Source organism: Neobacillus sp. SuZ13, from assembly GCF_030123365.1.
Lineage (GTDB): Bacteria > Bacillota > Bacilli > Bacillales > Cytobacillaceae > Neobacillus.
Map to the genome: position 1 here is coordinate 2380668 of NZ_CP126107.1, position 16139 is coordinate 2396806.

Sequence of the window (16139 nt, forward strand, 5' to 3'; positions counted from 1 at the left end):
ATTTGCGGGAATAGCCTTTATTATTTAGCTTTGTCAATCCCTGTGGATTTTGGCACCCTGTTGATTGAGCGAACCACATGGAGCGGAAATCAACAGGCCTTGTTCACTTGCCTATTTTTAAATCTTAATAATGAAATTTTGAACTTGAAAGAAAATTATAAAATTAATAAAATATGAGAGAGGAGAATTGACAAATGGAGGAGTGTTTATGTCATTTGCAATAAAAAAGATCGATCATATCCAACTGGCTGCCCCTAAGGGTTGTGAAGAAGCCGCAAGGGAATTTTTTGGTGGAATACTAGGGTTAATTGAAGTGGAAAAGCCTGCAGAATTAAAGAAACGAGGCGGTGCTTGGTTCGAATTTGGGACCTTTCAACTTCACATTGGTGTAGAAGAACCGTTTTCACCTGCAAAAAAAGCACATCCTGCCTTAGTTGTTGAAAATATTGAAGAATTAAAAGGACATCTCCATGAAAAGGGAGTTACATTTACAGAAGATGACCTACTTCCAGGAGCGAACAGAATTCACCTCCATGACCCCTTCGGCAATCGTCTTGAGATCTTAGAATGGGATTAGGAACCGCCTTTAAATAATAAAAAACCAGCCCCACTCCAAAATATTGGAATGGGGCTGTTTGCCTTTAATTGGGGGATTGAAGGCCATATTACATAGGGATATTCTATTCAAATTCCAGAAAGGGGGGGACCAACTGGAAGGGAAACAAGCAAAAAGTAATCGTTTGTTTATAAATTATTGTTTCGAAGTAACTTTTACTGGTTCACTGCTTACTCCAAAATGCTGTGATAATTCCGCCGTATCCTGCACCTAGGATTACGATTTTTGGTTTCATAACTTCCCACTCCTAACATCTCTCTATAATTATTGTGAATAACTTCACATATGTATGTTAAAAAATAAAACTAAAAGTTTTTATTAATATTGTGAAATGATTCACATATCTTCTATTCATATAATACTTCACTTAAAATAATTTCACAAGAGTATTTTAACTAAAAATTTGTCAAATTGGTAAATTTTTTATGAATTACTGGGAATGATAATTTCGTACCAGACATGAATTTACTAAATATCCAAGTGGAAGGAGATACTTATGAAGTTTAAATTGTTACTTTTATCATTAGGCATATTAATGTCAGTGCCTGGAATGGCAATCGCCGCGCCATCCACACCAGATACCTCCAATGGTGTACAGAGAGAAAAAGCCCCTTGTGATTGTGAGGAGAATGGGCATCGCAACATGATGCATAAAGATTGGCAAGCAAAGATGGAAGAAAGACAGAAAATGCTTTTTTCCTGGGTAGACCAATTTACACCAGAGAAAAAAGCAGAATGGACGGCAGTCCTTGCGGAGAAGAAAACACTAAGGAACCAATGGATGAGTCCTGAGAATGCCGCCAAACGTGAGCAATGGAAAAAAGAAAAAATGGCAAAAATTGTAGAACTAAAAAAACAATTGGATGCTGGAAAGATATCAAAAGAAGAATTTTTTAAACAAGCACATGGCACTAAAGAAATGTCCCATTGGAAAACGTTCCATGAACTAAAGATGGCTGTTGAAAAGAAGGATAACAAACAAGCAGCATTATTGCTAAATCAATTGTTAGAACAAAGTAAACAACATAATCAAAAAATTAAGGAATTACTAAAAAAATAATAAGTTTTAGTCAAAAAAACTAATTCAAACAGGAGAATTAGTTTTTTTATTTTCTAAAAGTAAATAATTACATTTGTTAAAAGGACATAATTAAGGGAACATTTAAGAGTGACAAACACAGAGGAGGTTTTAATATGAAGAGAAAAAATCTAATGATGACAACTGTTGCTCTTGGCGCGGCATATTTACTCCGTAATCCAAAATCCCGGAAAAAATTAATGAATCAAGTTCAATCGTTTACTAGAAAATAATGTCCAAAAAACATCCCCATCAAGTAAATGAAGGGGATGTTTTTTTAGTTTAGAATTACTTTTTTAAATTAACTGAACCTTGTTGTGTTTCTTTGATATCTTCTTTTATTTCTTCCCTTATATCATCCGCAATTCCATCTGTGGCTTTTTTAAATTCACGAATTGATCGGCCAAAGGCACGGCCAATTTCAGGGAGTTTGTTTGGACCAAAGATGACTAAAGCTACGATTAAAATCAAAATTAATCCTGGTACACCAATATTTGAAAACATATTTTCATCTCCTACTGGATTAAATCCGCCTGCACGTAATGATACAGTAGTTTTGCAGTATTTTCAATGGAAGTTTCATGTGTTCTCTCGAACGCATGCGAAGAATCGATACCAGGACCGATTAAGCCATGGACAATATCATGTCCAGAGCGGATGGCAGCTGAAGCATCTGAACCATAGAAAGGATAAATATCCAATTTATAATCGATATTGTTCTCCTCGGCAAGTCGCACTATGTTCTTCCTCAATTCAAAATGATATGGTCCACTTGCATCCTTCACACAGATGGAAACAGTATATTCATCAGTTGATTGCCCGTCGCCCATTGCCCCCATATCGACAGCTAAATATTCCACAGTTTCGGGAGTAATATTGGAGTTACCACCGTATCCGATTTCTTCATTGTTAGAAATTAAGAAATGCGTTGTATGGGGCAGGGGGATATTTTCCAACTTAATTTGTTTTATTAATTGTAGAAGAATAGCCACACTTGCTTTATCATCTAAGTGGCGCGATTTAATATAACCACTTGGTGTGATTTCTACACGGGGGTCAAATGAAACAAAATCACCGACTTCAATTCCAAGTGCACGAACTTCTTCGGCATTATGTACTTTTTCATCGATTCTAATTTCAATATTGTCCTGATTGCGCTCAGCTTTCCCCGCATCTTTATAGACATGGACAGAAGTTTGGTGCATTAAAATGGTTCCTGTGATTTTTTTTCCGCTGCTTGTTTCAATTTGACAGTATTCACCTTCAATGGAGTTAAATTTAAATCCACCAATCAAATCAATCTTTAAGCGTCCATTTGATTTTACTTCCTTTACCATCGCACCGAGTGTATCCACATGAGCTGTAACCATCCGATGTTTACTTGAATCCTTTCCTCCGATTGTCGCAATAAGCCCTCCTTTACGGTTTCTATATGTTTGAATTTGTAATTCAGCTAGGAATTTTTCAACATAGGTAATAACTTCATTTGTATTGCCAGAGGGGCTTGGAATGGATACTAAATCAGCTATTAATTTCATTGTTTCTTTCGCATTTGTTTTTACCACAAGCAACTGCTCCTTTCTAAATAACCCTTGCATCCTATTATACATAATTATGACATTCATGTGATTGTACGCAATTATGGTCAACTATTTTATAGACAATGCATAACTTAACAAATGTTAATTTTTTTCAAATGGATTAAAAAAAATAAGTTTTGGACATTAATAAAGTATTCAAACTATTTGAAAAATTATGTGTTGTATCAACAACAATTGGAGGAGAAAAAATTGACCAGAGCTGAACTATACCACCCCAAGCCGAAGCATTCCTTCATAAAAGGTTTATTTATTATAATAATCATGTGCCTTGTAGTAACTGTCGGTTTCTTTGTATTTCGTCATTATTATCAAAACACAATTAAAATTGAAGCTCCGATCGAAAACCCAGGGCCTAAGGTGGTCATTCATCTGCCAAATGGGCAGAAGGTGTATACCTATGAAAATTTACTTTTCGAAAAAGATGGAAAAACCTTTTATAAAGGTGAGCGGAACACGATTGATTTAACAGGTGGTACCGTCGAATACGAAGAGTGGAAATAATCCAGGCTTAAAAAAGTAAGGACTAGCGGGAGCTAGTCTTTTTCCATGGTTAAAACCTTTATTTAAACCATCCTTTTTTCTTAAACCAAAGAGACATGCCCATCGCAACTAAAACCATTAGAATCAGCGTGAAGAAAAAACCATATTTCGACGATAGTCCAGGCATATAGCGAAAATTCATCCCATACATTCCAGCGATAAAAGAGAGGGGCATGAAAATCGTGGTGATCACGGTTAACACCTTCATGACATGATTGGTTTGATGTGAGTTAAGTGAAATATAGCTGTCGCGGATGTCCGTGGTTAGTTCACGGTTTGCCTCAATCATTTCTGTTAACTTCAGTAAATGGTCATGAATATCAGAATAATATTCTCTTTTCCCCTGAATGGAAGTTAGTCGCTGTGAATTTAGGACTCTGTATATAAGATCACGCATTGGTGAAATGGTGTGTCTCAATGAAAGGAGATGGTGCCTTGTATCAAATAGATCCTCAAGCAATGCCTCCATGGATCTTCCTCTAGAATTCTCGTCAATTTCAGTTAATCGTTCTTCGATTTTAAAGACTTGTGGGAAATAACTATCAACTATTTTATCAAGTACCAGGTATAGAACGTGTGTTGGCTCCCACTTTTCAATGTTAGTCGACTCAGTAAATCGTTTCCATACTTCCTCGATTTCATTTGAAGGGTTAAGATGAAAGGAAACGATATAGTTTTCACCTAGGAAAAAATCAATCTCGTCTCTTGTGAGTGTTTGGTGATTCAGGGACTGTGTAATAAAAAAAGTGTGGTCCTCATAATAATCCAACTTAGGTCTTTGCAAATGATTAATACAATCCTCGATCGCCAAAGGATGAAAATGAAAAGGATCTCGTAGATATTCGATTTCCTCATCAGTTGGTAGATGAAAATCAATCCAATACCATTTATATTCCCCCTTAAGCAAATCTACGATTGCTACATCTTTAACCAATTCATAATTTTTATTTACAGCAATTGTCTTAATCATAATAACTCCTTATCTTGACTGACCATCTTCCTTTATAGGATGGTATACTTTAGGAATAAAATACCATCTAACGAGGAATTTAAAAAGAAAGAAATTGTTGAGAGGTAAAAAAATAAACATTGAGGATGAGGGGGCAGATAAAACAAAAGAGGTATTCTATAGTAGAATGCCTCTTCATAGATCTAAAAATATTACACACTTGGTGATGTTTCTTTATTCCGCATACCTAGTGGAATATAAACGCAGAACGGTTCACTTTCCATATAGTCTCCAGTCACTGCATAGGTACGTGAACGAGAGCCGCCGCACATTTTGTTATATTCACAGACGCCGCATTTTCCTTTGTAGGTATCAGGCTGACGTAGTTCTTTAAACACTTTGGCCTCACGGTAAATTTCAGCGAGCGGGGTATCACGGACGTTTCCACCGACGATTGGGAGTAAGCCGCTAGGCATGACATCTCCAATATGGGAGACAAAGGCAAAGCCGTTGCCATCATTTACACCTTTAGGTGCCCGCTTTAAACCGTCATGCATAGAAGCAAAATCAGTAGTAATTGAATCTTCATAATGAATTTCGCCTTTTTCAATCAATTGTTCTCGTGTTTTTTGTTGCAATACAACTCTGCGGTAATGCTGGGCTGCCGTTGTTTTAATATCATATGGAGCAGTTTTGCTCAATTCATATAACCAACGGAACACTTTTTCATGCTCAGCTGGAGAAATACAAGCGTCCATTTGCCCTCTGCCTGTTGGAACTAGCAAGAAAATATACCACATGACTGCGCCAAGTTCGCCGACAAGCTTTGCCATTTGTTCAAGCGAATCATAATTATAACGAGAAATGACGGTATTGATTTGGAGTGGCATATCTAATTCGTTTAAGTATTTAATTTTTTCAACAGTTAGATCAAAGGATCCAGGAGTCCCACGGAAGTGATCGTGTATCTCTGGGGTTGGACCATCTAAGCTAAAGCCCCAGCGAGAAAGTCCGACATCCTTGAACATTTTCATTTTTTCTTTGGTAACATTCGCAGTAGCACTTGGTGTCATCGAAACACGCATACCTTTTTTGATCGCATAATCAGCAAGCTCATAAAGGTCTTCTCTCATCATACAATCCCCGCCAGTAAATACGAGCATCGGATTATCCATTTCATAGATTTGATCGATTAAATTAATTCCTTCAGCATGCGATAGTTCGCGTGGATCTGGAGTAAGCTGCGCATCAGCCCGGCAGTGAACACATTTAAGTTGGCAGGCTCTTGTTACTTCCCAAATGACAATAAATGGATTCTTGTCATAATCGATTACATTTCGCATTCCATGTGGATGCCCCATAGCATGAGGATGTCCTTTACCTATTCCTTGCATCATTATCACCCAAATCAATATGATTTATAAAACTATAAAGATTGTTTCTATAGGTTTATTATAGGTTTAACAGACCAGAGTGCATGGTAGGATTGTTACAATATTTCTACATTACTCGTATGAATAATCAGATTTATATTAATCTCTTAATCATCTTTTTTATTACATTTGTGTTACAAGGATATTAATAAAAATAAAATTCCAATGCCAATCGTAACATATATAGGATTAAGGAGTAGTCCGTTTGTAATATTAAAGGTCTTCTTTACCAATCCTGTTACTTTTTCCTAAGTAAGCCATATCTTTGGGGATTCAAACAACCCTTAAAATTCGTTTATGATGTTATTACACAAACGAAATGAAAGGGTGCTACGATGAAAAAACATCTATTATCTATCGCAGCAACGGCGGGGATCCTGTTTTCTACATTTGCAGGAACGGCAAGTGCACATGAAAACATCTATACTGTCCATTCAGGGGATACACTTTGGAAAATTTCACAAGCTAATAAAGTCACCGTAGCAGACTTGAAAACTTGGAATCATCTAACATCAGATTCTCTTTCTGTAAATCAGAAGCTAACATTGTTAGCACCACACAGCCATGAAACAGCAACTGTGACCTATACCGTTCAAAAAGGGGATACATTATACCTGATTGCTGTTCGTAACAAACTATCGGTTGCTCAGCTTAAATCACTGAATAATCTTACAACTGATACAATTTATGTTGGACAAGTGTTGAAACTAACTATAAGTGATACCTCTACACCAGTGCCTGCTCCTACAGTATCAAAGGCTCAAATGGTAATGGATGAAGCCAAAAAGTACATAGGGACACCTTATTTATGGGGAGGAAATACGCCTGCTGGTTTTGATTGCAGTGGGTTAACTAGCTACGTGTTTAATAAGGTTGGAGTATCAATTCCACGAACTGCTGCCACTCAATGGTCAGGAATGAAGCCTGTCAGCACCCCAAAATCCGGAGATTTAGTATTCTTTGAAACATATGCTCCAGGTCCTACACATGTAGGGATTTATTTGGGCAACAACCAATTCATTCAAGCAGGCTCAAAAGGCGTATCAATCGCTGATATGACAAATTCCTATTGGAAGCCAAGATACCTTGGTGCGAGAACAGCATTTTAATAGATAAGCAAAAGGGCCTTTTCCACACGAAAGGCTCTTTTATTTTTCCAAAATTAAAAATATAGTATGATAGGATTAATTAAATATGAAGTGAATGGAGATGTCGGATGTTTAAAAGAATATTAAGTATTGGAATTCTATTGTTCATCATAGCACTTGGTTTATTTCAAAAGGATGAATTACTTCACCTTGTTAAACAAGGGGGAGGCTTATCTATTTTAATTAGTATGTTATTAGTAGCGATTTGTGTGTTTTTCCCCGTGATTCCATTTCCAGTTCTTGCAGGAACGATTGGTGCGGTATTTGGAACATCTCAAGGCATGATTATATCTTTAACAGGCGCCATGGCAGGAACTATGGCTTTCTTTTTCCTATCTAGGTATGGTTTTCGTGATTATGCTCAGGAAAAACTAATGAATTATCCAAAGGTTCAAGAATATGATGAGTTTCTAAACAAGAATTCCTTTGTTGCAATCTTAACATGTCGATTAATTCCAATCATACCGGCACCGGTTGTTAATATTGTGTGTGGTTTGAGTCATGTCAAATGGCTTACTTTTTTTACGGCTTCATTCATTGGGAAAATACCAAATATTCTACTGTTGTCGTACGCAGGTGCTCTATTTAGTAGCAACAAGCTCTATTCTTTTGGTTTATATGGAGTATATTTAGTTATTATTTTTATCATTAACTTTATTATTATTTATCGGAAACAAGCAAATAAATCACTGGATTAAACGACTTCTCGAATGTTTAAATCATTTTGTTTTTCAACAGAGATGACTTCCTTAAAGAAGCTTTTTAAGATGAGCCATTTAGCTGGATAACTGTAAATGAAATCTTCTATCACCTGTGAGGAATAATATAAAAAACAATCGATGCTTACTTTTTCCTTTTTTAAGTCGTAAAGAAGCGCATGTGGAATGGTGTAATAGTCATTCAATTGATAAGGATTGAACTTTACGACTTTAATTTTTTGCTCATTGATAAAATTTTTTAAGGATTGTTCTTGAATGACTATACTTTCTTCCTTGCTGAGTCCATCTAAACAAATACGATCATTAATAAAATAAATTCCCTGCAATATTAACACCCCAATTTTTTCATTGATTGGTATTGTTATTGACAGGGTTTAGAAGAAGTATACTTCTTTTTGAAAATACATATGGAGAGATAAAATATGATAAGTGCTGCAATACATGGATTTATTCTAGCTTTTGGGCTCATTCTGCCGCTTGGTGTCCAAAATGTGTTTATTTTTAATCAAGGGGCGATGCAGTCGCGCTGGATCTATGTGCTACCAGTCGTTTTGACGGCTTCTATTTGTGATACACTACTCATTTCATTAGCTGTTTTTGGTGTCTCGGCGGTTGTTTTAGGGATTACTTGGATTAAAATGGCGTTATTGCTTGGGGGAATTCTTTTCTTACTATACATGGGCTATTCTACGTGGAAAAGTGAACCTAAAGACGAGAAAACAACAGGTGATACATTTTCACCCCAAAAACAGATTGTGTTTGCTGCTTCAGTTTCATTATTAAACCCTCATGCAATCATGGATACCATTGGAGTAATTGGTACTAGTTCTTTATCCTATTCGGGCTCAGCCAAAATTACTTTCATGGTGGTATGTATTTTGGTTTCCTGGCTTTGGTTCTTTGGCCTGTCGATCGTAGGGAGATTGGTAGGCAAAGTAGATTCTTCAGGGAGATTTATTCTTATTTTAAATAAAATTTCCGCCATAATTATGTGGGGAACTGCGATTTATCTTATGATTTCTTTTTAACGGAATAGGTATTCTTATTATTATTTGGAAGAGATATTTGCGAATGCTATCGGCGGTTTATGTAGAATCTATTCTTGGGTTGAAAATTCAATCCTAATTTTCCACGATAAATAGTTTTCACATCCAAAATATTGGAGGTAACGCACACATGCAAACCATTCAACATTCGATTACACACATTAATCAATGCCGTCAACTTGCTCAGCAATTAATCCAACAGACACAACAAGCAAATCATCAATACCAACAAATGCTTCAAAATGAACAACAAAATACACAGATGCTAGAGCAAATGATGCAAAAGGAAAGAATGGCAGTTCAAACCATTCAGCAAAGCCTTCAAGGGCATGAGTTAGCAATCCAAAGATGCCAAGAGGTAATTGCGCAGTGTAATCAAATGGAGAGAGAACTATCTGGACAAGCGGGATCAGTTGGATTTCAAACCCAAACGTATATGAACCCTGTTTTCCAAGCACAGCCGTTTCAAAACTATCAGAACCCTTCTTTCCGTCAATAACGAAAGTCTAAACTGCAACAAAAGCACGCATTTAAGTATGAATGCGTGCTTTTTCCATAAGAAAAAAATTACCCAGCTATTGGCTGGGTATGCAAAACTAATCTATATTTTAAGGGGGCGGAGGTTTAAGGTTCTTCCGTGAACCTATTTATATGATAATGGATAAATATTAATAAATTATGAACGAAAGATTAATAGTATAAGAAAGGTGATAAAATGAGAGATTTTCATTGTTGCGCGACATGCAGGCATTTTAAAGCGGAGAAAAGGGCAGAGGGAATGCACTATTATTGTAGTCGTTTAGGCTTTGAAACAAAAACTTCCTATAAATTTAATTGCTGGAGTCCGAAAGAAAACATTAAGAAAATGATTGATAATGATAGAAAGGATATAGATACTCAAGGATGAATTACACTTTTTTCTATAATTAATGACAAATATACATTGTCCTCCTGTTATTATCATGTTATTTTCATCAATATCATTTAAGGTTTGATTATTGGCAGGGAGTGAATTCTAATGGCAGTAACACATGTTTTTTCAAAGAAAGAGGAAATAGCGAATTCGATCACACACGGAATTGGTGTAATGCTTAGTATTGCTGCCTTAGTAATATTAATTGTCTACTCATCCCTTTATGGAAACATTTGGCATATTGTAAGTTTTACAATCTTTGGTGTAACAATGTTTATTCTATATATGTCTTCTACGCTGCTTCATAGCTTCCCGGAAGGAAAGGTAAAGGACATTTTCGAAATTTTTGACCATTCTTCTATTTACTTTTTCATTGCCGGAACCTATACCCCGTTTCTACTAATTGTAATTAAAGGAGCACTGGGCTGGACACTTTTTGGAATTGTTTGGGGACTGGCCATTGCTGGCACCGTCTTTAAATGTTTTTTTGTGAAAAAGTACCTTTTTACCTCCACAGCTCTGTATGTTGTCATGGGTTGGCTAATTGTCTTTGCATGGAAACCTTTAGTTAATAATCTCTCGCCACAGGGTATGACCTATTTAATTATAGGTGGTGCTCTTTATACACTTGGCGCCATATTCTATGTGTGGCGAGGGTTTAAGTACCACCATGCGGTTTGGCACGTGATTGTATTGGCTGCAAGTGCAGCACACTTTTTTTGTGTTTTGTTTTATGTATTGCCAATAAATTAAAAGAAACAGCACTCAAACCTGAGGCTGTTTCCTTTTTTTTGAATGATGACGATCCTTATACATGCCGCATTTTTCTAAAATTCAACGTCTCTCGTGAAAACCATAAGCTCATTAAAAAGCTGATGATTCCTATAACCAGTAAAACCTCCCCGATGATTTTCATACTTTCCGAAGTTATGTTTTCTCCAAAAATTAATCCTAAAATGATGGAAGCTAGAATAGAGCCTAAATATCGGCAAGTTTGAAATAGGCCGGAAGTTGTCCCAATTATCGCATTTGGACTTTCCTTAACCATTGCTACTTGAAGTACCACGTTTCCAATTCCATAGCTTAAGCCCATGATTGATAAAATAATCCCGATACCAAGATAAGAGGATTGAACAAAAAACAACCTAAATGACAGCGCACCTAGGATTGATAGAAATGCCCCTACCATAATCGGCTGGTTTACACCTGAACGATCGATCCATTTTCCAGTGACAGATGAAATTATAATGCTAACACCGGACATAAATAGCATTAACATACCGCTCAATTCAACACTTAAACCCATTCCTTCTTGAAAATAACTAGGCAATCCGAAAAATAAACAATAGAAAAAGATATTCAAAAAGATAAACTGGATATACACCATTGAAAGCTTAGGATGTTTTCTGAAAATACGAATGTCGATAAATGGTTCTTTAATTCGTAATTCCCTCTGAACAAATAAACCGAAAAAGATGATTCCAACAATTCCAGAAAGATAATGAATATTCGCCTCAAAAGATAAAAGGAACCATAAAAAGAAGACCATTCCTGCAGCAAAATATCCGATTCCAAGAAAATCAAGATGGGAAAGTAATCCCTTAATATGAGACTTATCCTGTTTCATATCTTTGGGAAATATAAACCAACCTAACATAAAACTGAGGAGAATAAATGGAAAATTCACCCAAAAGATGGCTGGCCAATTCCCTAAAACGATTAAGAAACCACCGATAGTCGGCCCAAGTGCGACCATCGCAGAGGCAAATATTGATAAAACGGCAAGGGCTGAAGCTTGCCTTTCTTTAATATGGTCTCGAATTAACGCCATTCCGGATGGGTAAATGGCACTAGAGCCTACCGATTGAAGCAGCCTCATGGAAAGTAACATCAAAAAGGAGGATGCAAGCGGAGCACCGAGTGCAGACAAAGCAACTAGGATAAGTCCAGTTAAGAAGGTTTTTTTTCGGCCAAATATATCACCAAGCTTTCCCGTCACTGGCTGTGCTACTGCACTAGCTAAATAGAAACTGGATATTAGCCAGGAAACCGTTGAAAAGGAAAGGTGAAAATCTTTCTGAATGCTGTGTAATGCTAATGCTATCATTGATGAGTTAAGCGGATTTAACATCGTGCCTGTGGCAACCGCTGTTAGAAATAATGTTCGATTTTTCTTCATGACGTCTTCCTTTACTAAAAATAGAATTAATATACTTTTTGCAATATCTGTAACATCATACCAATTAATAGTATATTTCAGTAGACTAAAAAAAGAAATTGTTTGAATTTGTTGATATGTACATTAAATTGATTGATGTTAGGTTTTACACAAAATGGATATTTAGTCAGCAATAAAAAAATATATCATTCTAGGAATAGCCTCTAAATAAATATAAATAGGATAGGTAATCCACTTAAACGTGGGGGGAGGGATGATTTTGGAGGTTATTGGGAAAAGTGTTATTCGCAAAGAGGCTCTTGATAAAGTATCAGGGAGGGCAAAATATACCCATGATTACCATTCCAACCCGATGTTATCTGGCAAAATGGTCATTAGTCCTTATGGCCATGCGAAGATAGTGAAAATTGACACATCCGAAGCTTGGAAGATTAATGGGGTTAGGGCCATTCTTGCTGGAAAGGAGTATCCATTAACAGGGGAGGCCATTCGGGACCGGCCGCCTATCGCCTTTGATAAGGTCCGGTACCACGGTGAAACGGTGGCACTTGTTGTAGCTGATTCACCAGCGCAGGCTAAGATAGCGGCTGACCTGATTAAAGTCCAATATGAATTATTGCCGGTCGTAAACTCCCCTTCCCAAGCATTTGAAAAAGGAGCACCCTTAGTCCATGAAAACTTACGTAAATATAAAAAGGAGGATGACTCTCACCCGGTGCCTGACACCAACATTGCTACCCATATAAAAATTCGTAAGGGTAATATGGATAAAGGGTGGGCTGAGACTAGCACAGTGGTAGAAGCGAGTTATTCTTTTTCTCCTTCTGATCATGCGGCTATGGAAACAAGGTGTGCTTCTGCAGAGATCATGCCATATGGAAATATCTTTATAACCACTTCTTCTCAAGCTCCTTTTATGGTAAAAAGACTGATTGCTGATTACTTTGGGGAGGATATGGGGAAAATTATTGTCCGTACCCCGCTTGTAGGCGGTGCCTATGGGGGTAAGGCTGCCGTTCAATTAGAAGTTCTGGCCTATCTTGCCTCAAAGGCTGTTGGCGGTAAACCTGTAGAGATCTTCAATACGCGAGAAGAAGATATCTTAACGTCTCCCTGTCACATCGGTTTAGATGCAAAAATTAAACTTGGAGCAGACAGCAGTGGCAAAATTAAGGCAGCAGAAATCCGCTTTTTATGGGATGGTGGAGCTTATTCCGATAAAGCGATTGATCTAACAAGAGCAGGGGCTTCCGATTGTACAGGACCATATAACATACCAAATGTCTGGTGTGATTCCTACTGCATGTATACAAACCACCCCTATGCAGCCCCATATAGAGGCTTTAGTCATGCTGAACTTTCCTTTGCTATCGAACGAACATTTGATTTACTAGCCCTAAAATTAAAAATGGACCCGCTTAAACTTCGGCATATAAATGCGATTAAACCGGGGGATACGACTCCGACAAGAGTCCGTTTAAATAAAAGTAATGTCGGTAACTTACAAAAGTGTATTGAGAGAGTAAGAGATTTAATTAAGTGGGATGAAGGTACGATCAAAGAGGTAAACGAGCGGTTTGTGAGAGTAAAGGGCGTTAGCTGCAGCTGGAAAACATCGACGATTGATCCCAATGCCCCTTCGGGAGTGATATTAACATTTAATCGAGATGGAAGTATCAATTTACTTTCTGGTGTAATTGAAATTGGAACTGGAACGAAGACAGTCCTTGCTCAGATGCTAGCAGAAAGGCTGAAGATGAATGTGGATAAGATACATGTTCGGATGGAAGTGGATACACAAACAACACCAGAGCATTGGAAAACTGTCGCTAGCAGAGGAACATTTATGGCAGGAAGGGCACTGCTCGATGCGGCGGATGATGTGATCAGGCAATTAAAGGGAATTGCTTCGACCGTTTTAAGAGCACCGACAGAAGATCTTGTGGTAGCTCATAGTCGAGTCTTTCTGAGAGATGATCCTTCCATCGGAATTCCGATTAAAGACATCTGCTATGGTTATCAATATCCAAATGGTAATTCGATAGGCGGACAAATTATAGGGAGAGGGAATTATATCTTACGTCATCTAACCCATTTGGATCCTGAGACTGGAGCAGGTAAACCAGGACCTGAGTGGACAGTTGCCGCCTATGGTGTAGAAATTGAATTTGATAAAAGAGATTATACCTATCGGTTATTGAAGGCGTGTACGGTGGTCGACCTTGGGCGAGTTTTAAATGAAAAAGCGGCATTGGGCCAGGTAATGGGTGCGATGAGCATGGGATTAGCTTTTGCTGGCAGGGAAACATTTTATTTTGACGAACAAGGCCGGGTTCTTAATCCCCAGCTTCGAACCTATCGGCCACTCCGTTATGGAGAAAATCCAGAATATTTAGTGGGATTCGTTGAAACACCGCTATTAGATGGTCCGTATGGGGCCCGAGGTGTGGGGGAACATGGTTTAATGGGCATGCCTGGTGCACTCGGTAATGCTTTGTCTACGGCTGCTGGGGTTTCACTTCACCATCTGCCTCTTATTCCTGAATTAATTTGGAAAGCAAAGGAGGCGCAAAAAAATGCTTCCCTTTGAGTTTGAATATTTTAAACCAGCCACATTAAAAGAGGCAGTCGATTTATATCAGTCTTTAGATAAAGATGGAAAGAATCCAATGTTCTTTTCAGGCGGCACGGAATTAATAACGCTTGGAAGAATCGATTTAGCATTTACCGAGGCGGTTATTGATATTAAGGATATCCCTGAATCCAAGGTAATGCAGGTAAGCGGTGATCATTTGCTTCTAGGCAGTACCCTTTCACTTACAAAAATTGAAGAGGCAAATCTTTTTCCATTGCTAACTCATACAGCCAGTGAAGTTGCGGACCATACGGCACGCGGGAAAATTACTTTAGGTGGGAATATATGTGCACGAATTTTTTATCGAGAAGCGGTATTACCATTTTTGCTCTCGGACAGCAAAGTATTAATTGTTGGTCCCGAAGGAAAAAAGATGGTGCTAATCAATGAAATATTTCAAGAGCAGCTTCAATTGAAAAAAGGGGAATTACTTGTCCAATTAGCTACAGAATCCCGGTTTATTGCAGCGCCATTTATTAGTATCAAACGCCGTCAACAGTGGGACACTGGCTATCCATTAATTACAGTAGCCGCATTAAAATTGGGGCAGGACGTGCGCGTCGCAATCAGCGGCTTGTGCCCCTTTCCGTTTCGGTCAAAGGAGTTGGAGTCCTCATTAAATAATAAAGAACTGCCGTTGACTGAAAGAATTACTAATGCCCTTTCCAAGTTACCAAAGCCGATTTTAGATGATGTTGAAGGGTCAGCAGAATACAGGCTTTTTGTATTACGGAATGTCTTGTCAGATGTGTTTGCTGCATTGGGTCCTGGTTCTTGAGATTGATAGCTTAATTGGAGGAAGGGAGGAGGGTGTGGGGTGAAATCGCACACGTTTATCCTAAATATAAATGGAGAAAAGCAAAGTGTAATGGTACGGTCAGGCGATACCCTTTTATATGCAATCCGAGGTCTTGGACTGACTGGTGCAAAGCCTGGGTGTTTGAACGGGGATTGCGGCGCTTGTACAGTCAATGTTGATGGGTGGCCGATGAAATCATGTCTAATGCTTGCTGTTGAAGCGGATGGTAAGAAGGTAACAACGATAGAGGGTTTGGAGAATACACCAATCCAGCAGGCTTTTGTCGAAAATTTTGCTTTCCAATGTGGATACTGCACACCTGGGTTTATAATGAACTGTCACTCATTAATCGAGCAGCATCCAGATGCAGATGATAAAATCATCAAGGAATGGTTGGAGTCAAACATTTGTCGATGTACCGGTTATGCAGAAATAGAAAAGGCTGTGAAATCAGTGTTAAAGAGAAATGAATGAAGGGAATAA

Annotated in this window: 17 protein-coding genes; 11 read left to right on the plus strand and 6 right to left on the minus strand. The window is 37.8% G+C overall.

Annotation, left to right across the window (positions count from 1 at the left end; translation table 11 throughout):
* The first annotated feature begins 208 nt into the window (after positions 1–208).
* Both QNH17_RS11350 and QNH17_RS11355 read left to right on the plus strand, forming a co-directional pair.
* A complete protein-coding gene (locus QNH17_RS11350; protein ID WP_283878776.1) occupies positions 209–577 on the plus strand; it encodes a VOC family protein in 369 nt (122 codons plus the stop codon).
* Positions 578–1112: 535 nt separating this feature from the next.
* Complete coding sequence (locus tag QNH17_RS11355) at positions 1113–1676, plus strand: hypothetical protein (protein ID WP_283878777.1); 564 nt, start codon at positions 1113–1115, stop codon at positions 1674–1676.
* A gap of 306 nt (positions 1677–1982) precedes the next feature.
* Here QNH17_RS11355 and QNH17_RS11360 read toward each other — a convergent pair whose 3' ends face one another.
* Entirely contained in the window at positions 1983–2198 is a 216-nt protein-coding gene (locus tag QNH17_RS11360; RefSeq protein ID WP_283878778.1) for a twin-arginine translocase TatA/TatE family subunit, read from the minus strand.
* 11 nt (positions 2199–2209) lie between these two features.
* Positions 2210–3232 carry a M42 family metallopeptidase gene (locus tag QNH17_RS11365; protein ID WP_481858618.1) on the minus strand — a complete coding sequence of 341 codons (1023 nt, stop codon included), beginning with the start codon at positions 3230–3232 and terminating at the stop codon, positions 2210–2212.
* Positions 3233–3484: 252 nt separating this feature from the next.
* Between QNH17_RS11365 and QNH17_RS11370 the strand changes: the two genes are divergently transcribed.
* On the plus strand, positions 3485–3796 hold the full coding sequence (locus QNH17_RS11370; protein WP_283878779.1) for a hypothetical protein: 312 nt from the start codon (positions 3485–3487) through the stop codon (positions 3794–3796).
* A 58-nt stretch (positions 3797–3854) separates the two neighbouring features.
* On the opposite strand, the gene corA is transcribed toward QNH17_RS11370, so the two are convergent.
* Positions 3855–4805 (minus strand): magnesium/cobalt transporter CorA, encoded by a 951-nt coding sequence (gene corA / locus QNH17_RS11375; RefSeq protein WP_283878780.1) that lies wholly within the window; start codon positions 4803–4805, stop codon positions 3855–3857.
* 191 nt (positions 4806–4996) lie between these two features.
* Positions 4997–6178 (minus strand): TIGR04053 family radical SAM/SPASM domain-containing protein, encoded by a 1182-nt coding sequence (locus tag QNH17_RS11380; RefSeq protein WP_481858619.1) that lies wholly within the window; start codon positions 6176–6178, stop codon positions 4997–4999.
* 374 nt (positions 6179–6552) lie between these two features.
* On the opposite strand from QNH17_RS11380, the gene QNH17_RS11385 reads away from it, so the two are divergent.
* Positions 6553–7326 carry a C40 family peptidase gene (locus QNH17_RS11385; protein ID WP_283878781.1) on the plus strand — a complete coding sequence of 258 codons (774 nt, stop codon included), beginning with the start codon at positions 6553–6555 and terminating at the stop codon, positions 7324–7326.
* Positions 7327–7433: 107 nt separating this feature from the next.
* Entirely contained in the window at positions 7434–8063 is a 630-nt protein-coding gene (locus QNH17_RS11390) for a TVP38/TMEM64 family protein (protein ID WP_283878782.1), read from the plus strand.
* Here the strand turns inward: QNH17_RS11390 and QNH17_RS11395 are convergent.
* Positions 8060–8410 carry a hypothetical protein gene (locus tag QNH17_RS11395; protein ID WP_283878783.1) on the minus strand — a complete coding sequence of 117 codons (351 nt, stop codon included), beginning with the start codon at positions 8408–8410 and terminating at the stop codon, positions 8060–8062. The two genes, QNH17_RS11390 and QNH17_RS11395, sit on opposite strands and share 4 nt — an antisense overlap.
* A 96-nt stretch (positions 8411–8506) precedes the next feature.
* Between QNH17_RS11395 and QNH17_RS11400 the strand changes: the two genes are divergently transcribed.
* The 3 genes from QNH17_RS11400 to trhA all read left to right on the plus strand — a co-directional run bounded on the left by QNH17_RS11400 (position 8507) and on the right by trhA (position 10796).
* Entirely contained in the window at positions 8507–9112 is a 606-nt protein-coding gene (locus QNH17_RS11400; protein ID WP_283878784.1) for a LysE/ArgO family amino acid transporter, read from the plus strand.
* 148 nt (positions 9113–9260) lie between these two features.
* Positions 9261–9629, plus strand: coding sequence for a hypothetical protein (locus QNH17_RS11405; protein WP_098575290.1), 369 nt, complete (start codon positions 9261–9263; stop codon positions 9627–9629).
* A gap of 519 nt (positions 9630–10148) precedes the next feature.
* Positions 10149–10796 carry a PAQR family membrane homeostasis protein TrhA gene (trhA, locus tag QNH17_RS11415; protein WP_283878786.1) on the plus strand — a complete coding sequence of 216 codons (648 nt, stop codon included), beginning with the start codon at positions 10149–10151 and terminating at the stop codon, positions 10794–10796.
* A gap of 55 nt (positions 10797–10851) precedes the next feature.
* On the opposite strand, the gene QNH17_RS11420 is transcribed toward trhA, so the two are convergent.
* Complete coding sequence (locus QNH17_RS11420; protein ID WP_349632587.1) at positions 10852–12330, minus strand: MFS transporter; 1479 nt, start codon at positions 12328–12330, stop codon at positions 10852–10854.
* Between the two features lie 151 nt (positions 12331–12481).
* Between QNH17_RS11420 and QNH17_RS11425 the strand changes: the two genes are divergently transcribed.
* From QNH17_RS11425 to QNH17_RS11435, 3 genes are read left to right on the plus strand one after another with little or no spacing between them, the layout of a single operon-like run.
* Positions 12482–14812, plus strand: a complete 2331-nt coding sequence (locus tag QNH17_RS11425; RefSeq protein WP_481858595.1) for a xanthine dehydrogenase family protein molybdopterin-binding subunit — start codon at positions 12482–12484, stop codon at positions 14810–14812.
* Positions 14799–15635 carry an FAD binding domain-containing protein gene (locus QNH17_RS11430; protein ID WP_283878788.1) on the plus strand — a complete coding sequence of 279 codons (837 nt, stop codon included), beginning with the start codon at positions 14799–14801 and terminating at the stop codon, positions 15633–15635. The genes QNH17_RS11425 and QNH17_RS11430 overlap by 14 nt, the downstream gene beginning before the upstream one ends.
* Positions 15636–15674: 39 nt before the next feature.
* Entirely contained in the window at positions 15675–16130 is a 456-nt protein-coding gene (locus QNH17_RS11435; RefSeq protein ID WP_283878789.1) for a (2Fe-2S)-binding protein, read from the plus strand.
* Positions 16131–16139 lie beyond the last annotated feature (9 nt).